The following is a 26,906-nucleotide window of genomic DNA, read 5'->3' on the forward strand; positions in this document are numbered from 1 at the left end:
TGATTAAAATGAAATCTCTCTTTATGGCGGGGCTGCTATGCTTTGCTGCCGGTGCGGTGTGGGCACAAAAATCAAATAATACAGAATGGTGGAAAAAAGAAGTGGTGTACCAGATATATCCCAGGAGCTTTAAGGATAGTGATGGCGACGGTGTGGGTGACCTGAAGGGCATCATCTCGAAGTTGGATTATCTGAAAAGCCTGGGAATAACGGCGGTGTGGATCAACCCGTATTTTGCCTCTCCCAATGATGACAATGGCTATGATATCAGTGATTATCGGGCGATTATGAAGGAATTTGGCACGATGGACGACTTTGATGCGATGCTTAAAGGGATGCATGAACGGAATATTAAACTCGTGATGGACCTGGTGGTGAACCACAGCAGCGACGAGCATGAATGGTTTAAGCAGAGCCGCAGCTCGCGTACTAGCCCATACCGCGATTACTACCACTGGTGGCCGGCAGAAAAGGGTAAGCCTCCTTACCGATACAGTCTTTTTGATTTAAATCATGATGCCTGGAAGTACGATGCAACAACAGATAGCTACTACCTGCACTATTTTTCTGTAAAACAACCCGACCTAAACTGGGAGAACCCCAAGCTGAGACAGGAGGTGTATGATATTATGAAGTTTTGGGCAGAAAAAGGAGTGGATGGCTTTAGGCTGGATGCGTTTCAATTTGCTTCGAAAGACATCGCCTTCCCGGAATGGCCCAAAGGCTGGGAGAAGGATTTTGTGAAATACTATGCCATGGGGCCACATCTGCATGATTATCTGAAGGAAATGCATGAGCAGGTTTTCAGCAAGTATAAGGTGATGAGTGTAGCCGAAGGAGCCGGCAATACGATGCAAGATGCTCATAATCTGGTTGATGCAGAAAGAAAGGAATTAAATATGGCGTATGCTTTTGAGGGGGTGGACATCGCAAAACCCGACGGCTACAGTCTGACACATTTTAAAAAGGTGTTCTCGAAATGGGACGCCGAATTTGCAGAAAAAGGCTGGCTATCGATATTTTTGGCCAACCACGACCAGGCCCGAATGGTAACCCGCTTTGGTAATGATGCACCGGAATATCGGGATTTATCCTCGAAGATGCTGACCACATTTATCATGACCATGCGTGGCACGCCGTATTATTATAATGGTGATGAGCTGGCGATGACTAACATTAGATTTGAGACGATTGATGACTACCGTGACGTGGCCGGTAGAAATGAGTATGAATATCAAAAGAAAAATGGTGGCGACCTGAAGAAGCTTCTGGAAGATATGAAGTTGGGCAGCCGTGACAACGGCCGCACGCCATTTCAATGGAATGACACCAAAAATGCCGGATTTACGACCGGAGAACCCTGGCTGAAAGTAAACCCCAATTATAAAACGCTAAATGCAGCCGCACAGGAAATGGATCCAAATTCGCCATTGAATTATTTCAGAAAAGTGGTGGCATTGAGAAAGAAAAATCAGGTGCTGGTATATGGTAAATACACGCTGGTCGATGAACACAATCCTGACATATATGCCTACACCCGTGAGATGGAAGGCAAGAAAATATTGGTTTTATTGAATTTCTCAAAGAAAAATGCAAGTACGGTTACTGATAAAAAACTGGGTAAGTTACTGATTAACAATTATTCCGATACACAAAAAATAAGTGGAAATAAAATAGTACTGAGGCCTTACGAGGCGAGGGTATATGAGGTGAAATAGAAAATAAGTCCTATGAATCGAAAAAAGATTCATAGGACAATTTAAATGGTATTTCATTTCTCCGATATTTCTAAAACAACACTTGTTCTGGAAAGGGTAATGTTGGGATTTATTCCAATTTTCATCAGGAAATCACCCGTATATACTTTGCTATCTTCCATCCCTGATTTTGTCCCTGGAAAAAGATTTATCTCTTTTATGGTATAGTTCTTTTTGGGGTCTAGTCCTTGTAGTTTTATTGGACGAACAGTATAATTAATATCAAACCTATTGGAAACCAAATAATTAAACATTACGGCTTTTGATTTTCCGGGATTGGAATAAAACAAAGAAGCAACCGGACTTTCCCAGGGATTAAGTAATCGGTACAAATTTCCTTTCCAGATAACCGGCTTTAGCTCATCATATTTTTTAAGGGCTTCCTGACTAAACAGCAACTCATTGGCACTAAGATGATCCACAACAATGTCATAGCCCATTTTGCCCATCATGGCTACGTCGGTGCGGTATTTTAAACCTACCTTACTCCAATCAGTGATGTGATTACAACTGGAAACCGCCGGATAGAACATTGAGCTTTCCCATTGAATGAAAACTCTCTCCAAAGGGTCGGTATTATCGCTAAGCCAAAATTCTGTAAAGTACTTAAGAGCCTCATAATCAACCCTTCCTCCACCACCGGAGCATAGCATCATGGGTAATTTGGGATATTTAGCTCTTAATTTTTCCAGAACCGAATACAATCCTTTTACGTAGTCAACATAGAGCTGGGTTTGAGGAATCTTATTTTTTTCCAGATATTCAGAGTGGGCATTAAAAATGACTGCATTACAGTCCCATTTAACAAAAGCCAATTCAGGATTTTTGGAGAAAAGATTGTCTAAAATTCCAAAAACAAATTCCTGAACTTCGGGGTTAGTAAGGTCGAGCACGAGTTGATTTCTGAAATAATGCTCAGGCCTGCTGTCTTGCCTTATTACCCAATCTTTGTGTTTTTCATAAAGTTCACTTTTGGGATTTACCATTTCTGGCTCTACCCAAATTCCAAATTTCACCCCTGCTTTAGTTGCTTCTTTCACCAAATAACCAATTCCATTGGGCAATTTCTTTCTGTTTTCCTGCCAATCTCCAAGACCGGCGGTGTCGGCATTTCTGGGATATTTGTTGCCAAACCACCCATCATCCAGCAAAAACATATCTACTCCAAGTTTTTTGGCACCTTTAAAAAGTTCAGTGAGCTTGTTTTCATCAAAATCGAAATAGGTTGCCTCCCAGTTATTGAGAAGTGTAAGCCTGGAACCTTCACCATCAAGAATTCTGAATTTTCTGGCCCAGCTATGTAAATTCCGACTGGCCTCTCCAATGCCGTTTTCCGAATAAGTATAAATCAAAGAAGGGCATTTAAATGTCTGATTGGCAGCAAGCTGATATTCAGAGGCATGAGGATTAATTCCGGCAATTAACCGCAGGTTTTCGTAAGCGTCTTTTTCAAAATCAATTTTAAAATTACCCGACCATGCCAAATTGGCCAGCAAAACTTTTCCGGAAGTTTCGGTAGCAGGTTTTTCAAAAGAAAGCTGAAAACTGGGAGGTTGAAAGAGGTTTGCACGTGTACCAAGTTTTGAGTCCAGTGTCTTTATTCCTGCTGTTAAACGGGTTTCTTCGGGTTTCATTTCCTTGCCCCAGCCTCCATGAAAGTGTTTTAGAAAATATTCCTGATTGTGAAAATATAAATTTGCTGATGCATATTTTGAAAGCCTGATTGAAGACTTTTCACCATTTGTAATTTCGGCCCATTGCTCCACAACATTTTGATCAAAATAGGCTTTAAAATAAAGTTTAACTATCGTATTGTAAACCGGATCAATCAACGAGATGACGGTTTGTCTAACATTTTCACTTAGTTTCTCAACTTTATGCGTATTGTAGAGCAATTCCGTGGAAGTGTTTCCATCAGAATGAATAATTGAAATAGCGGGCTCAACCAAATTTGAAGTACCGGACGGAGTATAAATATTGTTGAAGATTCCGGCATTGTTATCAAAATAATTGTAACTATTTGAAACAGCCGAATAATCAGACTCATTGATAAGTTTTGAACCAAAATGAATGCTTTTTAGCTTTTGGTCAGGATCTACTTCAAAAACCTGGGCAAAATCCTTAGTTTCAATTAAAACAGTCTTCTGTCCAAATACGACCGAACATCCAAGGAATATAAAAGTGATTAGTAATTTAAGGATTTTCATTTTTAACCAAACGGCGATTTTAAGTATTCAATTTACAAATTACAAACTTAATTAAAAAAGCTTTCAGACTTATTTTGAGATAATTACGGTAATACTAATTAATAACCGTTCAAAAATTATTTCTTACTATAAAATTTCAAAGCCTGATTATTGCCAGCTACAACGACGACCTGTTTTCCGGCAATGGTCATAGTTTTAATTTTTTTGATTTGGCCTCTTATCCCACCAGAAACAAAGGGTTTGATAGCTTTTTTGCCTGAAAAATTATAAATATTGCCGCGGTCGGCATCATAAATACCCATTTGGATATTGCAATCATAAAAATTGCCAAGCATGAGGAAGTCTCCACTATCTGAAACTTTCTCAGCTGCATAAAATGGTGCCCATTGGGCTTTGCCATCTAGTGGCATCAGATCAAATGTACCCTTGCCTTTATTAATCAAGACAGCATTTTCCATAAAATCAGCTTCAAAAATAGTGGCACTTTTTATTTTTTCGACACCCAATAAGTCTTCTAAGCTGGCTTGGGCGAAATCCTTGTAGTATAAAAATTTCTTCTTGAAAGACGGAAGTTGCTTCTCCAACTCCCGCTTATCGATAAAGATAGTCTCTTTTCCACCGACATAATAAGTGAGGATCTGATCCAACCGTGTGTTTTGGTCATAGTCGTTGACATACATTTTAACCGGCTCATTTTCAGTAGCTTTTAGACGGCTGTTGGTCCCCAGATTTCCACATATCAGGTCTGTTTTGCCATCTAGGTTCACATCCATGGGATACACGAAATTCCACCAACCCGACTTTTCGGTGAGGTCACGAGCCACATATTTTTTGTTTTTATATTCAAAAACCACCACTTTGCCCCAGTCATAGGCTACTACGAGCTCTTGGACTTTATCCTGATTGATATCGGTCCAAACGGCAGATTTAACCATGCCTTTCAACCCGAGGCCGGGCATTAATTGTTCGGTTTTATCCTGAAAATTGCCTTTGCCGTCATTAATCAAGAGGTAGGATTTCGGGATTTCTCCATAGGCGAATGGCACACAGCGGGCACCCAGAAACAGGTCAGGATGGCCGTCAGCATTGACATCTTTGACCAGCAAAACCGAACCGCAAAGTGAGATTCCGGAGAATGCCGAAGGATTCTTTTTGAAATTGCCTTTTCCGTCATTGAGATAAATTCTTGGTCTGAGATACTCTGAATTTTTTTCAAACTGATTTCCTCCTGAAAGTACGGCTAAATCGAGGTGGCCGTCATGGTTAAAATCGGCAAATTGGGCATCGATATCTTCAAAAAGGCTGTCGTTTTCGAGCTCAGGTTGCGGAAACCGAAGAAGTTTGCCGGTTTTATTTTGTAAGTAAATTTCAGACACTTTTCCTTTGGCATTGCCCAAAAATAAGTCTTCCTGTCCGTCATGATTTACATCTCCAATGGCCAAAGCAGGACCTTCTTTAGAAATCATATTGGGCAAAAGTGGCTGATAATCAAAATCATTGAAATCGTTTTCCTGGTGTACTATTCCAGGATTAATCTCTTCACTAATATCCTTATATTCAGTATTTTCCTTATGTAACTTTGAATATTCAAATACCGGCAAATTGGATTTATAACTTACCGAAATGCGTTTTTTGCCTTGAGCCGAAATGATTTTTTCGAAATGATTATCTGGCCAAATTACCAAAACAGAATCTATTTTTTTAACCGTACCCAATCCAAATTGGAGAGGTGTTTCCATTGACGACATAAAGCCATGAACGGGAAATTTTTCCTGATAAAAAGTTTTACCTCCGGCATAAACTATGCATTTGGTTCCCACTCCGGTTTTGTTTTTTTCAGGGCCTTTAAGGTCTATCGTCAGCGTTTGATTTTCGGAATGTTGTTCATTGCTAAGATTTTCATACAAAAATGCGGCATCATCAATATTGTTGGTTACAATATCCTGGTCGCCGTCATTGTCGAGGTCGGCATAGATTGAGCCATTGGAATAAGAATCCCGGGCATTTTTGATAGCACTAGTAAAATCACTAAATGCCAGATTACCATTATTGGAATAAAATCGATTCGGGATTTTTATTTCAGGCAAAAAGTCATGTAAGGCCTTTTCGAGTTCATCAATTTTCCCTTCAGAAAGCTTTCTTTGCATCTCGGTATTGGAAATAAAATTGATATAATCGAGATCGTTGAGCCGCTTGCTGATACCGTTGGAAATATAGATATCTTTAAGGCCATCGTTCTGAAAATCAAACAATAAAGTGGACCAGGACCAGTCGGTAGCATGAACTCCGGCAAACATCCCTACTTCTGAAAATGTACCGTCACCGTTGTTGTGCTGAAGGTTGTTTCTGGCAAATTGTACGCTATAGCCTTGCGAAAGTTTGAATTTGAAATTGTAAAAAGCATCCTCACCGTCGGAGCGTTTCAAAAGCTCAGAGTCATAGGGAAGCATATCGAGTGAAAAGATTTCCGGAAAAATATCGTTGTTGAGGTCGGCTACATCCACACCCATAGAAAACCGGCTGGTATTAGAAAAACTCTGTGTGGAGAGGTCTTTGAAGTTTTTATTTTTTTGATTGATATACAAATAATCATTTTCGTGAAAATCGTTGCCAACATAAATGTCCGGGTAGCCATCAAGGTTTACGTCGCCGAGAGCCAAGCCCAGTCCATAACCCACTGCTGAAGCCTGAATTCCGGCTTCTTTGGTCTTTTCTATGTATTTTCCATCAATATTTTCAAAAAAACGATCTCCGGCAAGCGGATGAAAAGTGTCAAGAAATATACTCCGCTGGTTATAGGTGTTGTTTTGATGCACAGAATGGGTCAGCAGAAAAAAATCAAGGTCACCATCGGCATCATAATCAAAAAACGAGGCCTGAGTTCCAAATCCAACCAAATTCAGACCATATTTTGCCGACTCTTCAGTATAATGTGGAAGGCCATTTTTATCAATATTTTTACATACAAAAAGCAGGTTATGACCTTTTAAACCCAGAAAATCGCCCACCCTGCAAATGTAAATATCTAAAAGGCCATCCTGATTGATATCGACCAATGAAACCCCAGTGGACCAACCTTTTTTGGCAGAAAAACCTGATTTAATTGTTATATCTTCAAATTTCAGATTCCCTTTGTTGAGATAGAGTTTGTTGTCCACCTGATTTCCTGAAAACACGAGATCTATGAGGCCATCATTATTGAGATCGCCAGCACCGGATCCGGCTCCATTGTAATAATACAGATAATTAAAAATATTGAGGTCTTTGGTGGGGGTAAGTTTATTGACAAAATCTAGCCCGGTATCCTTGCTTTCCAAAAGCCTGAAAACGGGCTCTGAGTTTTCCTTATTACAGGAAAAAACCAACCAAGCCAAAACAATCCAAATGATTCGCCTCGTCATCAAATACTGAGTTTAAAGAATTGAGGTTTCAAATTGTTGCTGGCACTGAGCAACCACGTTTTACCGTTGATTTGAAGGGTTTTGATATTTTTTACCTCACCTTTCAGATATAATCCGGTTTTTATATTGGAGACATTCTGGAATTTCCCTTGCCCCATATTTTTTAAAACCACACCACGGCTGGCATCCAGACGGCCAAATTGCGGAATAAACCCATAGTAATTTCCTCCCAGAATAATATCGGGTTTGTTGTCATGGTCATAATCAAACACCGAAATGGCACTTACAGCACTCAACTGAGCTTGAGTAGGTAACAAAACCATCTCAAATTGCCCCTTGCCTTTGTTGATGGCAACATACGACCTGAACTCCGAAGCCTCTGTCTGTTGAATTCCAGACAACACTTTTTTCTCATCAAAAATATCCTGAATACTTCTTTTGGCAAACTCACTGTGTTTAAGGTTTTGTGCTTTGAGAAATGGAAATTGCTCCATTAGTTCTCTTTTCAAAAATACAGGCTTGTCTTTTCCATCTACATTTCGGGTAATGACCTTGTCGTTGATTTTATTTTTGTCAAAATCTCCTACCCAAAGTTTCAGGGGGTATCCTTTAAAGAATGAGTTTTCAGACATATTGCCTAAAACCAAATCAGTTTTGCCGTCACCATTAAAGTCCGCAACTTTCACGTCACCATAAAAACCTGGAAAACTTTCAAGTCCGGAGGTAATTTTCTGTATCTTTCTGCCTTTTAAAGAAATAATAGTAGGTGCCATCCAGTCACCCACAACGATTAATTCTTTGCGGTTATCATTATCAACATCGGCCCACTCGGCGGCTCTAACCAATCCAAATTTGGTTTCACTTTCATCACTTTTTAAATTTTCAAAATATCCTTTTCCGTTGTTTACCAGAAAAAAGCTCGGCGGAACCTGCCCATAATTGAGCGGCATCGAGCGACTACCCACAAAAAGGTCAATGTCACCATCTCCATCAAAATCATGGGGAGCAACACAGGAAACGTTGGTTCCTAAATAGGGAATTGCCTTCTGATCACCAGAAAAATTCCCTTTTCCATCATTTTTGTATAATCTGCTCAGGTAGCGATTGTCCTTAGGGTCTTCCTGATTGCCGCCGGTTCCTACAAACAGGTCGAGGTCGCCGTCGCCATCACAATCAAAAAACTCGGCGGCTGTATCTTCAAAGAAGGCTGTTTTTTCAAAATCAGGTTCTTGTTTTTTGACAAATTTTCCGCCTGATTGCAAATACAATACCCCTGCCTGGTCTTTGGCTCCGCAAATATAAATATCCACCAGTTTGTCGCCATTTACGTCTCCTACCGCTACTTTTGGGCCTTCTGCACTGAGTTTTTGTGGTATATTTTTTTCAGAATAATAATCTTCGTAGGAGTCTTCTTTATGAATAAAATCATTGATAAGGTTACTTTCTGCAAAAATCGTATTGGGTAATTGCCCTTTAGTTTCAGGTTCAATTTTCGCCTGATTTTGGTTATAAGTTAAAGTTTGGTTTGATTTTACATTTTTTGCCAAAAACACTTTCCTGTCGGGCCAGATAATTTTTATTGAATCTACCTGTGTATGTTTTCCCAAGCCGATTGTCTGCATATACTCGGTACTTGACTGAAAACCTCTGGAAGGGTTAATAATCCTTACCAGCTTTTCACCATTTGGCAGAAAAACACATATTTTAGAGCCTATTGCATTGAGATTGGGAGCATTTCCGTTGAGTTTAATTTTTAAGAAATTCTTATTCTCAGAAGTCTTGCTTTCCTGAGTTTTATTTTTGTAAACAAAACATTCCTGATTTACATTGTTGACAACCAAATCGAGATCGCCGTCATTGTCAAGGTCAACGTAGGCGGCACCATTAGAAAATGAAGGCTCAGTAAATCCAAATTTTTCTTCTTCGTCAGCAAATTTCAGGTCGCCAATATTGTGAAAAAACTTATTGACAATCGGGCGTGAAGGCATTTGTTTGATGATGTCATTAAATTTCTCTTTTTTCCCCGAAAGCACCATTTTCTGGTTGACCTCATTGGCAAAAAAATCAATAAAATCCTGATCAATCAGGTCATGATAGATACCGTTGCAAACATAAATATCGGTTTTGGTGTCGTTGTCGGCATCAAACATGAGGGCACCCCAACTCCAGTCACTTGCCGATACACCCGCATAGTTGGCGATTTCAGAATATGTACCATCCTGATTATTGAGTTGCAGGCTGTTTTGCATAAACTGGTTATAGAATCCCTTATCATATTTGAGTTTATACACATAATGATTGTCAAAAGAAGTGGTGGTTTTCAGCCGCATTTCGTCCCGTGGGAGCATGTCTGTAACGTAGATTTCCTGAAAGCCGTCATTGTTGATATCTGCCATATCAGCACCCATTGATGCCAGTGAAGTGTGCTCAATTCTCTGCTCGAGTTCTTCTGAAAACTTCCCGTTTTTCTGGTTGATATACAGATAATCTTTTTCAAAAAAGTCGTTTGAAATATAGATGTCGGGGTAATTGTCGTTGTTAACATCGCCTACGGTTACACCCAAACCAAAACCGATAAGGCTTCCATAAATACCGGCTTCTTTTGATACATCGACAAACTTACCATTTTCATTTTTCATCAGTTTATCGCCACCGCCTTTCAGGAAATCTTTCACCGGCCAATCCTCGGCTCTAAGGTCGCGGTTGTTGTCATAGTTGAGGGTGTTTACCGGAATAAAGCTATTGTTGAGAATATAACAATCGAGGTCGCCATCCATGTCATAGTCAAAAAACGCAGCATGAGTGGTATAACCTTTATCGTCGAGGCCGTATTCCCGGGCTTTTTCTGAAAAAGTCAAATCTTTGTTGTTGATAAACAGTGCGTTACCCTCTTTGTTTTTAAATTTGTCGATTCCGGCATTGCAGATATAAATATCCAGCCAGCCGTCCTGGTTGATGTCAACCATGACCACGCCTGTGTTCCATTTGCCTTTTTGAGTGATCCCGGCCTTTTGACTGATGTCCTCAAATTTCATGTTGCCTTTATTAAGGAAAAGTTTGTTTTCGCCCATGTTAGAGGTCAGGAGCACATCGGGCAGGTTGTCGTTGTTGATATCTCCCACAGCTACACCGCCACCATTGTAGAAATTGCGATAGTTGAAAATATTGAAATTTTCGGAGTTCCTGATGTCATTACTGAAGTTAATTCCTGTTTCGGAGGAATCCAGAAGTTCAAAAAGAGCATCCTGATTTTGCTTTTTGCAACCCAAAAATGCTCCTGGTATTAGAATTAACAGTATTAAGTATTTTTTCATTTTGTTAAAATATTTATCGCAAAGAATAGACTTCCGTTTTCCGGTTGTTTATTCCAAATATTATCCTGTTTCCTATTTTTACTACACTTTTTACATCTCCTTTTAATTTAACACCTGATTTCAGAGGTTCCACAAAATCAAATTGAAATTTATTTTTTTGCAAAAACATCTGACCAAAATTAGCATCTATTTTGCCCATTCTGAGCCTCATTTTGCTGTTATTTCCCACCAGCAAAATATCTTTTTTATGGTCATGGTTAAAATCTTCAATCAAGATGTCGAACACTGAACTGTACTGTGCCTCAATTGGCAATCTATGGATTATGTATTTCCCGTTTTGATTTTCGAGAAACAAGGTTTCTGTTTCTTTGATCTGCTGCCTTTGGGCACTTTCGAGCTGCTTTTTCTCAAAAAAATCACTTAAAACTGCCGTTGAAAAGCTTTTATAGGTTTGGAATTTTCTTCTGAGCAATGGTATCTGATCAGTAACTTCATCTCTGCTATAAGGTGGATAAGCTGAACCTTGAATGTAATAATCCATAAATGGGTCAATTTGCCCATTTTGGTCAAAATCACTAAAAACCAAAGCCGCCGGTTCTTCGGGGCTAGCTTTAAACTGTACATTCCTGCCGATGTTTCCAAGCACCAGATCCAGGTCGCCATCTCCGTCTAGGTCACCTGATTTTACACAATTCCACCAGCCTTCAAGGTTATCGGAAATTCCTTGGTTGTTTATCTTGAGTTCTCCCGAGTTCCATTCCAAAATGGTTGGAGCCATCCATTCTCCTACCACCAGAATTTTATTATCAGCCAATTTTATTGAAGCCGTTACCAAACCTTCAAAAGCCACTTTTTTGCTTTCAAATACACCGTTTCCTTTGTTGAAATACACCATAGAAGGTTGGGCAACCGGATAGGTAAATGGCTTCACAAACCCACCCAAAAACACATCAGGCTTGCCATTTTTGTCAAAATCAACGATTTCTACGGTCCTGTTATGGATCCCGTCATTCAGAATAATTTTTTTCTTAAAACCCCCTTTGCCATCGTTAAGCCATATCTGATCATTCTGAAGATCGGGATTGGTTTCTGAATAATCTCCTATTGCAAAATATAAGTCAGGGTATTGGTCACCGTTAAAATCAGCAGTTTTTATATCCTGAATATTGGCTTTTTCGAAAGACACATTGTTGCTTTTCAGGAAGTCACCTTTTTTACTTCCCAAAAATAAAGCAGATGGTGTAAACTCCGTTCCGGCCACCAACAGGTCTTCATATCCATCAAGATTTACGTCTGATTTACATAGTTTTGGCCCAAAATATGAATAGTGTTGTGGAATCAAAAGCTGCTTTTCGAAATCATTATGATATCCTGTTTCTACTTTAAAGTTGAGTAAGGTAGAATCATACTCAAAAATCGTATTTTGTTGTGAGTCAGGCATTTTCGCATTTTGCCCTAAATTCTCTTCAACGAGGTTTAACTGATTGATTTTAAGGTTGTAAGTTTTAATATTTCCATTGGGCCAAATGACTTCTATTGTTGGATTTTTTTCTCCACAACCAATAACCAAATCAGAATAACTACTTGAAAGATAACCTCTTGCAGGGTTAAATTCCAACACTTGCTGAGAGCCATTTTCTCTTAAAATTACTTTAGCCCCTACGCCAAAAGTATTTTTTGTATTCCCCTTCAATCTGATTTTTACAAAATTGACGGGTTTATTTTCCTGAAGATTGTTTTTATAGATTCTGGCAGCCTGATTTAGATTGTTGGTGATAATTTCGAAATCTCCGTCATTGTCAAGGTCGGCCGTGATGGCACCGTTTGAAATGGTCAAATCTTCAAATCCCCAGTCTTTTCTGGCATCTGAAAAAGTAGTATTTCCATTGTTTCGGAAAATATAATTGCCCGTTTTGCTTTCGGTCATTTTCTTCAATTCTTCCAAAAGCTTTCCCGTGGGACGGTGTATTTCGCTGGAATATTTTATAAAATCGATATTGGTAAAATCTCGACCGATACCATTGCTCACGAAAATATCTTTATTTTTATCCAAATCAAAATCCTGAATCAATCCGGCCCAGCTCCAGTCGGTATTGGATATACCGGCTAGTTGACCAATCTCACTGAAAGTCCCGTTTCCATTGTTGATTTGCAGCATATTACGCATATTTCCATGCCAAAAACCATTATTAAGCTGTGCCTGATAAACGTTCCAGTTGTCGGGCCAAACAAGTAGCTTCTGTCGGGCATTGTCCTCTGGCAGCATATCAGTGGTCAGGATATCGGGCAAAAGGTCATTATTGATATCGGCGATATCGACACCCATTGAAGAATATGAAGTGTGTTCAAGATTTCCCCTCATCTGATCCTTGAAAGTGCCATTTTGCTGGTTGATGTACAGATAGTCGTCTTCTACAAAATCATTGGCCACAAAAATATCCGGATATCCATCATTATTGATATCAGAAAAAGTCACTCCGAGTCCGAAACCCAAGGGATTGGCTTTTATGCCTGCCAGAAGGGTAACATCGGTAAATGTATTATTGCCGTTATTGCGGAAAAGCTTGTCACCGGCATTATAGTCATAAGCGGCACGCATTACATGGGCCTCTTTTCGTTCGTATCCTGCCAGATTGTGGTTTACTAAAAAGCAGTCAAGATCACCGTCGCGGTCATAATCCAAAAAAATAGCCTGAGAAGAATAACCGCTGTCTGCCAGACCGTAAGCCTCGGCTTGTTCGGTAAACTCAGGGGAAACATTTTGTAAACCTTTGTTGATGAAAAGTTGATTTTTTCGCAATAGATCACCTCTCAAACCTGAATAACAAACATAAATATCGAGCCAGCCATCGGCATTGATATCCACTACACTCACACCGGTCGCCCAGGCACCGTTGGGTTTCGATACTCCTGCTTTTTTTGTAATTTTTTCAAATTTCAACTCACCTTTATTCAGATACAATTCATTCCCGACCTGGTTTCCGGTAAAAAACAAATCTACCAATCCGTCATTGTTAAAATCACTGGCACCTACTCCCCCACCATTATAGAAATATTCGTACGAGAGTACGTTTTCGGTCTCTGTTTCTTTGAGTGAGTTATTGAAATCTATATAGGTTTGATTGGATTCAAGTGCAATAAACAATGGTTTTTCGAAAAAATTGCATGAAAAAGTTGTGGAAATAACCAACAAAATTATTATGGCTGATTTCAAGCCAGACAAAGGTAAAATTGTAATATTTTGAGTCTTTATTTTCAATTAATTATTTACAAAAATAATGTCTTTTTAGGTATTATGTCTTCAATCGTGCCAGTTTTCAGGCTCTTGTTTGGTTCTATATTTGGCTTCTTTGCAAGGTACCGTTGGCAAAATCGAAGAACCCGGAGGTGCCATTGCTTCTCGCCCCAGATATATTGGAAAAATCGGCCTTACGTCAGAGGGTAAATTGTTTCGTTTGATGTATATTAGTTTTTTTTGGGCACCAAAAACCGAAAACACACCCAATACTTTATCCCTGGTTTCTGTAACACATCTGATATTTGGACTGAACGGAGTATTGGCCGGAATGTCAAACAAACTTCCGTTTGACTGAGTAGTTTCTTTCAACTGATTGAGGTAATTGAATACCTCAGGTTGAATGGTTCTCATTTCCAGTTCAAAATAATAATCTGTGGCACCATCATAAGGTATTTTTGCAACAGGAAAATCATTGATTTTTTGACCATTCAGAAGATTATCCGCAAACAAAACAAACTGTGGTGGCCTTGATATATCAAAGCAGTTGTTCCCACACCGGTAATTTATAGGCCGATCTGAATTGTATTTTTCATAATAGGGAAGATTTTCGTCAGTTCTACTGCAATCACTTTTCCCGTAATCATATCCATTGTTGCAGGAGGCACAAAACATAACCCTTTCATAATGAATCCAGTCCCATTGGTAATATTGCCCGGTTCTCTTGTTATCTTCAAAATCAACAGTGACATTGAATCCGTATCTCTGGGCATTGTTTTCTGGAAAATTATTTCTCAAAACAAATTCATCCATTATATCACCAATTACGGGCGGAGGCAAAAGTTCCTGAAAGTCAGACTCATATCGTTTTCCGTTTTTGAGCTTAATACCCAGCCTGTAAGAATGCCCTTGTTTGGCACCGACTTTCAGATCTGACTGATACACCCCTTCACCAATCTCTGAAAAAGTAAATTCCCCACCCAGGCTATCGACGATTTGGATTTCTGCTCCTGAAATGGCTTTTGGAGAAGTATCACCAGAAATATATGGAGAAGATTCGTTCAGATATATTTTGTGGAATTGTTCGATATTGGAAAAAGTGGCTTCGATAGTCACAAAAGTTTCTTGTTCGGCCTGACGAAAGTCTCTCAACTCTTCTTCACAGCCAAATAAAAATAACAAGAAAAATGCAATACCTAATATCCTCACTTTCAAATATTTAAAACTTAAAATTATAAGTTAATGAAATTATTGGAGCCGAAAAAACGCCCAATGAATATGCTTTTATGCCTGCGTCGGCATTTTTAAAATAAATGGAATACACATTTTTTCTTCCGTAAAGATTATACACCGCAAAAACCCAATTGTCCTCATATCTTCGAACTTTCATTCCGGGATTTGTAATGGTCCAGGAAAAATCCAGCCTGTGATATACCGGCAAACGGTCATTATTTCTTTTGCTATACAAAGGAAATGACTGTTGATTTAAAACATAAGTGCCTGTTGGTGAGGTAAAAGGTCTACCTGAATTGACAGTAAAAACCAATCCTACGGCATTGTGCTCATTGGAAACGGTATTCAATGTAAAATTTAGAGCATGTGGCCGATCATAAAATGATGGGTACCAATCATTTCCAAAGCTACCATTATAGGATTTTTGAAATGTTCTGGAATAAGTATATCCCAACCAACCGGTATTTCTGCCACGTCTTTTGGTAAACATCAATTCCAATCCATACGAGCGGGCCTTACCGGCAACCAGCTGCGTTTCTATGGCAGGATTCAGCTGCAAATCGGCTCCTGAAACATAATCAAATACATTTTTTGTATGTCGGAAATACATTTCTGCCGAGGCCTCCCATATTCCGTTGGACAATTCTCTGAAATAACCGGCAGAGATGAAATTGCTGATTTGCGGTTTTATATTGTTGTCTGATAGTTTCCAACGGGCAGTAGGAAGTGGAGTGGTATTATTCGAAATCAATTGCAAAAATTGCCCCATTCGGTTATAGCCTATCTTAAGGTTCTCATTTTCACTCAATTGAATTTTTACCGAAGCCCGTGGTTCAAAATTAAAAAATCTGTTTACCGTTCCATTTAAAGTATTTACAGAAAGCAATGTGTTGTTAGATGGCTGAAAATCGGCAGAATATTCTCTTACTTTGGCTGGTCCCAAAAGCCTGTATTCAACACCTCTTACGCCTAATCTTACGGCTAATCGAGGCGAAAGCGTCCATTCTTCCTCCAAAAAAGCCGAAAGCTCAGCAGCTTTTTCTTTATCCAAAAGGAGTGGATTTACAGCCGATTCAATTTCTTTATTTAATTCACCGGGCATAATTTCATAAAAAACCGCATTGATTCCTGCATTGATGATCTGATTTTTGCCAGGACTTATTCCGACCATAAATTTTACTCCCTGATACTTTATATAATTATCAAGCACAAAAGCATTTACCGAATCTGGCGACTGGGTTCTGGTTTTATATAAACTATGTACCGTTGAAAGTTCAAAATTCAATTTTTCAGAAACATATTTATTCCATTTTAATGAAATGTTGTTCTGTCCATAATTAAATGCAGTTTGCTTTGCAATCACCCCTCTCAAGCTGAAAAGGGAGTCCATTCTGTAATAATCTTTGCTAAAATAAGTGGATACCGAAAGGCTGTTCCTGGAGTTAATTTTAAAGAAAAGTTTATTGGTCAAATCAAGAAAGTTGGCTCTGGTATTCTTCATTTTTACAGGAGCAAAAATTCTGAACCAAAAATCATTAAATGAAAACCGGGAAGCTGAAAGCAGAGATAGTTTGTTTTTAATGAGCGGGATTTCAGCCAAAAATTTATTGGAGATCGGCCCTATACCACCCTGAAATGAAATGCTGTCAGTATTCGCTTCTATCATTTTTATGTCTAAAACCGAAGCCACTCTGCCACCAAACCTGGCTGGGATTCCGCCTTTGTATAATTCCAGATTCCGGATTGCATCTGTAGTCAAAACCGAGAAAAGCCCAAATAAATGGGTGGGGTTGAAAATTGGGGCTTCATCAACCAGAACAAAATTCTGATCCACATTACCTCCACGGATATTGATGCCATTGGCACCTTCTCCCACCGACGACACGCCCGGGAGCGTCTGAATACTACGAAGTAAATCAACCTCTCCCAGCATGGCTGGTAATTTTTTAATGCCTTTTATATTGAGATAAGTGACTCCTATTGAGGGTGATCGGGTCAATTGGGTATTGGATGTCGCTGAAATAACCACCTCGTCCAATTGCTTTGATTCATCTTTCAACCTGATGTCCAAAGTCGTATCTTTTTCTATTGTAATTTCAAAATTCTGAAGACTATAACCAATTGAAGAAAATCTGAAAGAATAGTTTCCTTTAGGGAAAAACAGATGAAATCTTCCTGACGAATCAGTGGATGAACCCAAATTTTTTTTCGAATTCACTGAAATATTTACACCTGCAAGTGGTTTTCCTGAGTAGGAATCACGAACCACACCAGTTATATTAAAAATCAATTTATTTTCTTGAGAGAAAGTATTTTGGGCAAAAAATATTGCTACAAAAAAAACAAAAACTTTCCCTTTCCAAAGACAATTCATTTTGAATTTGTTATCGAAAACTCTTGAAATTCCGGATTTTTAGAAATAATTAATCCTTCAATGGAATATGAGGGGTCTGTTTCAGAAACATTAGGGTACTTTTTGGCCTCTCCTGTTAATTTAAAAATCAACTTTGATTTAGATACTGAAAGTGGTTCAATTTTTCCGGAAGAAAAAAGGTATCCTTCCCCTTTATTGATTTTTGCATCAACTACTCTTCCAAACATCAGATTAGAAGAAGCTGCTCCATAAATTCTTCCTTCGATAAATTTCTCGTTATACCAACCATTTCCACTTAGGTTCAATATGAAATTTCCCCCATTCTGGTTTAAAAAATTCATCACAAAATAATTCTCTTTTGCTTCAAGATGGCCACTGAAAACAGCATCCTCTTCATAAAAGTCTTTTCCCTCAACCGAAAGAATAAATCTTGTCTGTTTATCTTTAGTAAGCTCAAATTGCTTATTCACATCAATGTCTTTCTCACAAGAAGAAAAAAGAAATAGAAATGGCAAAAAATAGTAAAGTAATTTCATAGGGAAAGTATTATAATAGTTAAATGTATTCCGAAAACTCTAAAGTCTCTTAATCATCAACAAAAATCCGAACAATAAGATTTAGATATAACCAAACAAATTGAATCCAAACCAAAATTTAAATGGAAGTTGAAAAAAACACCTCACTCTTATTTAGAATGAGGTGTTTCTATTATTATTTTTAGATACAAAAAAAATCTTAGTATCCAGCGTTTTGCTTAAGGTTAGGATTGATCTCGATTTCTTTTTGAGGAATCGGATACAATACTCTATAGCCATCTGATTTGGCTGATCTGTTTACTACAGGATCGTTGAATTTACCAAATCTGATCTGGTCATTTCTTCTCCATCCTTCCCAGTAAAACTCACGACCTCTTTCAGCCAACAAGGCAGCATCAGTAAGGTCAGTTAATGCTTTAGCTCCTCTGGTAGTTCTTACCTGATTAACCAAAGCAAGAGCACCCGGCTTGTCATTTTTACGAAAGAGAGCTTCTGCTTTCATCATTACTACATCAGCATAACGGAAGAACACGTAGTCATTACCAGGGGCATCAACGTTACCAAAATCTGGTGCATATTTAATACCTCTGATACCTTCTTTTTCTCCCGCTGTTGCCAAGCTACAATCGGCAGTAAAGTTAAGTGGACTTCCCTGACGGTCAGTTAATACTTTTCCGTCTTTATCATACTGAATTCCTGCTAACCAACCATATCTTAAACCTGAAGCTGAAGCATCAATCACACTTCCACCTTTTCTTGAATCGCCTTCTTCAAAGCTGTTATAGAAATCAGAAAGAGTAGTGAAACCATTCCAACCTGAAGGGTTTTGGTTATAGTGAGTAGTCATATAATAACGGTTTCTTACTGAAGAACCGGCATTTAAACTTTGACCAGTAGTACTTGCGATTGCAAAAATCAATTCAGTTGATTTCTCAGTATTCTGAGGTGAGAAGTTATCAAAATAATTTGGAGTCAATTTATAAGTACCAGAATTGATGATAGCATCACAATTGGCAATTACAGCATCCAACTCAGCTGCCGTAGGAGCAACAATAGTACCTGGAGTTTTAGGGTCAGCATTATATACACCCATATTCAACTGAACTTTAGCTATAAGAGCCTGAGCAGCAGCTTTTGTACCTCTACCTGTATTGGTAGTAGTAGCAGCCGGTAAATCAGGTAAAGCAGCAGTTAAATCAGCAATAATTTTTGCAGCAGCTTCTTTGCGAGATAACACTTTGTTTTCAATAGTTCCACCAGAATTATCCTTAAATGGTACTTGTCCAAATAAATCCATGATATGGAAAACATAGAAAGAACGTATGAAAAGGGCTTGAGCTAAGCTGGCCTTATCAACACCACTTGCAAAAACTACTTCGTTAGCAAGAGCATGACCTCTGTTTAATCCATCCCATGCTCCAACGACATCAGAACTTTGTCCATTCCATGTATGTGTATGTATATTTCTCCATCTACCGGCATCATCCCAGTCAGTTCCACGGGTTGGTCCTTGCATTTCGTCAGTAGAATGCTCTTGCAAAGCGTAAATATTTGCCTGATCAGTAAATGCTCCTAATTGGTTAAAAGCAGAAGTTAACTGGGCGGATGCTGATGCACCTGATTTATCAAGTTTATCAAGAGCGACATCTTCCAGATTTGTACAACTGAAAGATGCAAAGCTCAACACGCCAATAAATAGGGCAGGTCTAACTTTATTTCTTAATTTATTTGTATTCATTGTTTTCTCAATTTAAAATTTCAAAAATTAAAATCCAACATTTAATCCAAGGCTAAATGTTTTGTTTTTAGGATATGATATATAATCGATACCATTAGATGGAATACCATCCATTGAAGCTGAAGGGTTGGTAATTTCAGGGTCAAGTCCTTTGTATTTAGTTAACAACAACAAGTTTTGACCAGTCAAACTCAAACCTAAGCTATTGATATAATTACTTTTAACTTTGAAATTATATCCGATTACAAGGTTACTCAATCTAACAAAGTCAGATTTTTCAACATACTTACTTGAAACAGTAAGACCATCAGAATAAGACTGTTTTGCATCCATCCATCTTGAATCACTGTTATTACCTTGTTTAATTGCAGGAGCACCCATCAGAGCTAAAGCTGTGTTATTCAAAACATAGCCTCCTTTTTGACCGTTAACAAATATGCTTGCAAACCAATTGCCATAAGCAAAATTATTGGTTAAACCCCAAATAGCTTTAGGGAACGGACTTCCAAAGTTTTTAGTTTGTCCTAATTTGGTTAATCCTTTGTCATCATATCCTAAAAACTCAGGAACAAAGAATGAATATAAAGGATATCCAACTGTAATTGGCTGAGCAAATGCACCTGAAAGACCTTGACCATAAATAGCTCCAGTTCTAGCAGTAGTAATTGCCAATGATTTAACCTCGTTTTTAAGGAAAGTTGAATTCAGGCTAATATCCCAACTCAACTTCTTACCAGATAAAACATCATAATTTACCAAAACCTCAAGACCTTGATTACGAATATCAGCATCAATATTGCTCCAGCTTGTTGTCGCAACATCAGGCTGCATTGCAGGAAGTGCAAATAACAAATCTTTTGTTGATTTCTGGAAATAATCAAATGATCCAGACAAACGACCTGATAACATAGCCCAGTCAAGTCCGATGTTTGAAGATACAGTACTTTCCCATTTCAAATCAGGGTTAGCAACGTTTTCTTTTCTGATACCACCGTTACCATCAGGTACATATGTATTGATTGTTTGGTTAGCAGGGAAACCTTCAGAGTTTCCTGTTACACCCCAACCAGCTCTCAATTTCAAATCGCTAACCAAACCACCTTTTTTGAAGAATTCTTCGCCGGCAATTCTCCACGCACCATTAAATGCAGGGAAAATACCATATTTGTTGTTGGCACCAAATTTTGAGGAACCATCAGCACGTACAGTAGCTGTAAGGTAATATTTGTCAGCAAAATTATACTGAGCTCTTCCAAAGAATGATTGCAATTCAGACAAGTTTTTATATGAACCACCACTGTAAGCCTTATTTGAACCAGTATTGTCTACAAATCCAAGGTTATTAAGTAAAGGAAAACCTGCAGGTGCAATAAAGAAGTTAGCATCTAAACCACTTCCAACATTCTCATATTTGTAATAAGCAAAACCTCCCAATAAATCAAGATTCGATTTTCCAAAAGTTTTGATATAATTTAAAGTGTGTTCCAGGGTAGTACCTACTTTATTAAGGTTTACTATGCTTGCAAAACCTTTTCCACCATTAGTAGTATTGTTAAAACCAGGAGTACCAACATCAATACTTCTGTTCAAAGTTGATGTAGAATTGTCCATACCGAAGCTTACTTTGTAAGTTAAGCCTTTAATGATATTCCAGGTAGCATATGGGTTAAACATAGTACGATTGGTAGGACCATAAATGTTTATTTGGTTCAACATTGAAACAGGATTACGGAATGAAACTGTACCAGTTGTATAGTAACTTCCATCAGGATTCAATATTGGAAAAGTAGGATTGGTAGAGATCGCTCTGGCTACCAGGTTACCTTCATAACCGATATCTCCTGAAATAGGGGCATATTCGTCATTAATGTTAGCTGTTGTTAAATTAACACCAACTACTACTTTATTATCAAATAATTTGTGCGAAGCATTAATTCTTCCTTGCAATCTGTTCTGAGAAGAATTTTTGATAATTCCCTGTTGATCCTGATAAGCCAAAGAGAAATAATAAGAAGTTTTATCAGAACCACCACCAAAGCTCATGTTGTAACTTTGAGTGATACCAGTACGATAAATCTCTTTTTGCCAGTCATTGTCATTACCTCCATTATTTAATTTTGAAGATAAATCAAGTCCTGCTTTTCCTAACTGAGCCAAGAATTCTGTTTTATCAAGCATTTGATACTTCTGTGCCGGAGTAGAAACTGCAGTGTTAGCCGAGAAGTTGAAAGTTCCAGCTCCACTTTTTCCTCTTTTTGTAGTTATCAAAACTACACCATTTGCACCTCTTGAACCATAAATAGCTGCAGCAGAGGCATCTTTCAAAATCGAGATATTCTCGATATCAGCAGGGTTAAGGAAGTTTAATGGATTCCTTGGTGCTACTGATCCTACACCACCGTTTCCACCATTTGTTGGAGTAACATTTCCACCATCTAATGGAACACCATCAACCACATACAATGGAGTGTTATTACCTCTCAATGATGCAGTACCTCGAATCGTAATGTTAACCCCAGCACCCGGATCACCAGAGTTAGGAGTAACCTGTACACCGGCAACACGACCTGCCAACATTTGGTCAGGTGAATTGATGATACCTTTGTTAAAGTCTTTAGACCCAATTGATGCAATTGCACCGGTTGCATCTTTCACTTTTTGAGTACCATAACCCACTACAACCACTTCTTCAAGTAGAGCAGCGTCATCTTTCAAAGATACATTGATAACTGTGCGACCGTCAACGGCTAATTCTTGAGTAGCCATACCAACTGAACTAATCACCAAAGTAGCATTGGAGGCTACGCCGGCAAGTTTGTAGTTACCATCAACATCTGTGGAAGTTCCTTTGTTGGTACCTTTTACTTGAACGGTAGCTCCTGGAAGACCAGAACCTGAACCATCAGTAACTTTACCGGAAACATTCAGATCCTGGGCAAAAACTGAAACAGATAAAAACAGTGAGAAAAGAACAGAAAACAAGCTTGTGCTTTGTTTAAAGTCTAACCCAAAGCCGGAAACATTCCGACCCCTAAGGTAGAATTTGTTCATCATAGGTTAATTGTTTAAAAATTATTAAAGTAATTTGGTCTGTCGATTCAAAACTTTAACCATTCAAATTTTATATTGAATGATTTGAAGAACCAACTCACAAAACTACAAAAAGAAATTTCTAAAGTCCAAATAAAAAAAGAAAAGAAATTGATGTTTTTTAAATTAAAAAATGTCATTTTGACACTTATAGGGGCGATTTTGATGGCAAATAAGATATTTTTAAGAATATTATTTTGCACATAGACTATCTTTGTAAAAATTATCAAATAGCGTAGAATCCGTAATGAATCTGGAAGACCTGAAAGGAAAATTTGAAGGGGAATTTCATGACAGTAAAGTGATGAAAACCTTATATGCCACTGATGCTTCGGCTTACCGCGAAATGCCCGTTGCGGTGGCTTTCCCAAAAAATAATCAAGACATAGAAAGCCTTATTGACTTTGCCAAAAAAAACAAAGTAACGCTTATCCCAAGGGCTGCAGGAACTTCTTTGGCCGGACAGGTAGTTGGAAACGGAATTATTGTTGATATTTCCAGAACATACAACGAAATCATTGAAATAAATCAAACTCAATCCTGGGTAAGACTACAGCCGGGAGTAGTAAGAGATGAGCTGAATATGACCTTAAAAAAACACGGTCTGTTCTTCGGTCCCGAGACCTCAACCGCTAACCGTGCAATGGTGGGTGGCATGGTGGGCAATAATTCCTGTGGCTCCAATTCGGTGATTTATGGTAGTGCCCGTGACCACCTGATGCAAGTGAGCGGATACCTCAGTGATGGCAGTTTTGTTACATTTTCTGATATCACAAAAGAAGAATTTGAAAATAGAATTTCGGAATATAAAAATAAGAAAGACAGCGACTTAAGCCTCGAAGAAAGGTTGTATTTGTTTACAAATGATATCCTAACTGACCCGGAAAATCAGACAGAAATCAGAAAGGAGTTTCCTAAAAGAAGCATCCCCAGAAGAAATACCGGCTATGCCATTGATGAGTTGCTCGAAACTGAAGTTTTTAATCCGGAATCTAAGGAAAGCTTTAATTTTTGTAAGCTGATTGCCGGCTCAGAAGGTACTCTTATTTTTATAACTGAACTTAAACTTCATGTAAATTCATTGCCTCCGGCTCATCAAGGCGTGGTAGCAGTGCATTGCAATAGCATAGATGAATCTTTGAGGGCCAATCTGATAGCCCTAAAGTATCAGCCTAGTGCCGTTGAATTGATGGATCACTATATTTTGGAATGTACTAAAGCCAACAAGCAACAAATGGCCAACAGGTTTTTTGTAAAAGGTGACCCCGGGGCATTGTTGTGTGTTGAGATTTCGAGGGATTCCAGGGAAGAAGTAGAAAAACTTGCTGCCGAAATGGAAGCAGAAATGCGTACGGCAGGCTTGGGATACCATTTTCCTGTGCTTTTTGGCGACGATATTAAAAAAGTATGGACGCTCCGAAAGGCCGGACTGGGCTTATTATCCAACCTTCCCGGCGATGAAAAAGCAGTAGCTGTAATTGAAGATACTGCAGTTGATGTCAACGACTTACCTGATTTCATCAGGGAGTTTAATGAGATTCTAGGCAAAAACGGCATGTACAGCGTGCATTATGCTCATGCAAGTACTGGGGAGCTTCATTTGCGACCCATTATCAATCTGAAAACCCATGAGGGAAAGGCACAATTCAGAATGATTGCAGAGGAGATTTCTACTTTGGTAAAAAAATACAAAGGCTCGCTTTCGGGTGAGCACGGTGATGGTCGTCTGAGGGGTGAGTTTATCCGTCAACAGATTGGCGAAAAAAACTATCAACTCATAAAAGAACTCAAAAAAATTTGGGATCCACAGAATATTTTCAATGCTCATAAAATAGTGGATACACCACCAATGGATGAGTTTTTGAGATATACACCGGGACAGAAAACTCCTGAATTCAAAACTATGTTCAGGTTTAAAGATCAGGATATTTTGCAACATGCCGAGCAGTGTAATGGCTCAGGCGATTGCCGGAAATCTCACTTAAGTGGAGGTACAATGTGCCCCAGTTATATGGCCACCAAAAGCGAAAAAGACACTACACGGGCCAGGGCAAACATTTTGAGAGAAACATTGACACAGTCAGACAACCTCAATCGATTTGATTCTAAAGAAATTAAAGAAGTTTTGGATCTATGTTTGGTATGTAAAGCCTGCAAGTCTGAATGCCCGTCGAATGTTGACATGGCTAAACTCAAAATGGAGTTTCTGTATCAATATCAAAAAACGAATGGTGTGCCTTTGAGGTCGTGGCTAATAGGAAACTATCCAAAACTCAATCGTTTTGTGGCTACTGTACCCTGGGCTTATAATTTTATTTTCAAAAACAAACCATTAAGAAAAATTTCCAATAAGGTAGTTGGTTTCCATCCTGATCGTAGCATGCCGCTTTTGCATAGCGACACTTTGAAGGCCTGGTTCAGGAAAAACCACGGAACAGTTGCGGGAAAATCAGATAAAAAAGTTTACCTGTTTATTGATGAATTTACTAACTATAATGACCTGCCTATCGGCCAGAAAGCTGTGGATTTGTTGCTGAAACTAGGTTACGAAATTCATGTACCTCAACATGTGGATTCGGGGCGTTCATACCTTTCAAAAGGCATGCTTGATCAGGCCAAAAATCTTGCCGATCAAAATGTGGCTCTTTTGGCTGAAATCATTTCTGAATCAACCCCACTGGTAGGAATAGAGCCCAGTGCCATTCTGACTTTCCGAGATGAATACCCTGAGTTGGTTACCCATACTTTGGCTCAAAAAGCTGTAGAATTGTCGAAAAATGTATTGATGTTTGACGAATTTATCGTCCGTGAGTCCGATCAAAAACGCATAGATCTAAGCCTTTTTAAGACTGAAAAAAAACTCATAAAACTCCATGGACATTGCCAGCAAAAATCTGTGGCCTCAGTAGTACCAACCAAAAAAATGCTGAGCCTGCCTAAAGGCTACGAAGTACAGCTGATTCCGAGTGGGTGTTGTGGCATGGCGGGATCTTTTGGCTACGAAAAAGAACATTATGACTTATCAATGAAAATAGGCGAAATGGTACTTTTTCCTACAGTGCGTCAACAACCCGATGATGTGATAATAGCTGCTCCCGGAACCAGCTGTCGCCACCAGATTCATGATGGCACCCAAAGGAAAGCTTTGCACCCCATTGAAATTTTGTTTGATGCTTTGAAAAATTAGGCCGCAGAGAATCCTAAAAGAGGCAGGTGGACAGACCTGGAGTGGATAAAATTCCTATACCTTCCTTTATCTGTTCTGTTCAGAAATAGTAATCTACTGAAAATGCCAACCAAAAATACTCATCATCAGGCAATTACAATGCTCCACCCCTTACCGGCAAATTATGGTTTTTTTTATCAATAACACTCATCTGAGTCTGATCGGTATTTTCTGGCAATCATATCCAGTCCGATTCCAATCAAAAGTAGTGGCCACAAATCGATGATCGAATTTACTGAAAGTTGATCTAAAAAGACCGGAAAATACAACACATAGGCTACAAATCCCCAGAAAATACTTCCAAAAATTTTGCCTTTAGCTAAATGGTTGATTGCAATAAAAACGAAAATTAATTTCCAGCTCAACCAATGTTCAGGAATGTGAAAATTTAACATTTCAAAGTTGTCCATGAGGAAAATTCCACCCAAGGCAATTAAAATAACCGACCAAATTACAGACGAAGTTCTTCTATGCTTTCTCATATCGTTTTTTATTTTTTGTCAAAATTATTATTGAAAACAGGTCAATAGTAACTGAAATCGGTGGTGTGGACAAAAATATCGTTAAACGGTATTTTTTTACCGATTAATTGAAATCCTTTTGAATCAAAGCAAACTTAATTTTGTGAAGCTAAACAAACCCAAAATTTGAGATTATCTACACTACTTTTGTATTTTATCAAGATAAATTCTTTTTTAAATATAATATTTCCAATAATACTTCTGATACATAGACCTTAATATTGCCGTCAGGGTACAATAGCCTTATTTTTGTAAACCAAAAAAGTAAAAAATA

Annotated in this window: 12 protein-coding genes; 2 read left to right on the forward strand and 10 right to left on the reverse strand. The window is 38.5% G+C overall.

Going from position 1 to position 26,906, the window contains the following annotated elements; all coding sequences use genetic code 11:
* The first annotated feature begins 23 nt into the window (after positions 1-23).
* Positions 24-1,718, forward strand: a complete 1,695-nt coding sequence (locus IPP61_06930; protein ID MBL0324899.1) for an alpha-glucosidase — start codon at positions 24-26, stop codon at positions 1,716-1,718.
* Positions 1,719-1,771: 53 nt separating this feature from the next.
* Here the strand turns inward: IPP61_06930 and IPP61_06935 are convergent, their stop codons facing one another.
* The 9 genes from IPP61_06935 to IPP61_06975 all read right to left on the reverse strand — a co-directional run bounded on the left by IPP61_06935 (position 1,772) and on the right by IPP61_06975 (position 22,846).
* Positions 1,772-3,964, reverse strand: a complete 2,193-nt coding sequence (locus tag IPP61_06935) for an alpha-galactosidase (GenBank protein ID MBL0324900.1) — start codon at positions 3,962-3,964, stop codon at positions 1,772-1,774.
* A gap of 116 nt (positions 3,965-4,080) precedes the next feature.
* On the reverse strand, positions 4,081-7,365 hold the full coding sequence (locus IPP61_06940; protein ID MBL0324901.1) for a VCBS repeat-containing protein: 3,285 nt from the start codon (positions 7,363-7,365) through the stop codon (positions 4,081-4,083).
* Positions 7,365-10,679, reverse strand: coding sequence for a VCBS repeat-containing protein (locus tag IPP61_06945; protein ID MBL0324902.1), 3,315 nt, complete (start codon positions 10,677-10,679; stop codon positions 7,365-7,367). The genes IPP61_06940 and IPP61_06945 overlap by 1 nt, the downstream gene beginning before the upstream one ends.
* Before the next feature lie 13 nt (positions 10,680-10,692).
* On the reverse strand, positions 10,693-13,911 hold the full coding sequence (locus IPP61_06950; protein ID MBL0324903.1) for a VCBS repeat-containing protein: 3,219 nt from the start codon (positions 13,909-13,911) through the stop codon (positions 10,693-10,695).
* A gap of 69 nt (positions 13,912-13,980) precedes the next feature.
* A complete protein-coding gene (locus IPP61_06955; protein ID MBL0324904.1) occupies positions 13,981-15,123 on the reverse strand; it encodes a DUF4249 domain-containing protein in 1,143 nt (380 codons plus the stop codon).
* A 10-nt stretch (positions 15,124-15,133) separates the two neighbouring features.
* Positions 15,134-17,437, reverse strand: a complete 2,304-nt coding sequence (locus IPP61_06960; GenBank protein ID MBL0324905.1) for a TonB-dependent receptor — start codon at positions 17,435-17,437, stop codon at positions 15,134-15,136.
* 80 nt (positions 17,438-17,517) lie between these two features.
* Positions 17,518-18,057 (reverse strand): hypothetical protein, encoded by a 540-nt coding sequence (locus IPP61_06965; GenBank protein MBL0324906.1) that lies wholly within the window; start codon positions 18,055-18,057, stop codon positions 17,518-17,520.
* Between the two features lie 199 nt (positions 18,058-18,256).
* Complete coding sequence (locus IPP61_06970; protein MBL0324907.1) at positions 18,257-19,795, reverse strand: RagB/SusD family nutrient uptake outer membrane protein; 1,539 nt, start codon at positions 19,793-19,795, stop codon at positions 18,257-18,259.
* A gap of 27 nt (positions 19,796-19,822) precedes the next feature.
* Positions 19,823-22,846: a TonB-dependent receptor gene (locus tag IPP61_06975; GenBank protein MBL0324908.1), complete on the reverse strand. Its 3,024-nt coding sequence runs from the start codon at positions 22,844-22,846 to the stop codon at positions 19,823-19,825.
* 286 nt (positions 22,847-23,132) lie between these two features.
* Here IPP61_06975 and IPP61_06980 point away from each other — a divergent pair, with 286 nt between their 5' ends.
* Positions 23,133-26,072 (forward strand): FAD-binding protein, encoded by a 2,940-nt coding sequence (locus IPP61_06980; protein MBL0324909.1) that lies wholly within the window; start codon positions 23,133-23,135, stop codon positions 26,070-26,072.
* Between the two features lie 176 nt (positions 26,073-26,248).
* On the opposite strand, the gene IPP61_06985 is transcribed toward IPP61_06980, so the two are convergent.
* Positions 26,249-26,593, reverse strand: a complete 345-nt coding sequence (locus IPP61_06985; protein ID MBL0324910.1) for a hypothetical protein — start codon at positions 26,591-26,593, stop codon at positions 26,249-26,251.
* Positions 26,594-26,906: the final 313 nt, after the last annotated feature.

This window comes from Cytophagaceae bacterium (assembly GCA_016722655.1).
Taxonomy (GTDB): domain Bacteria; phylum Bacteroidota; class Bacteroidia; order Cytophagales; family Spirosomataceae; genus Leadbetterella.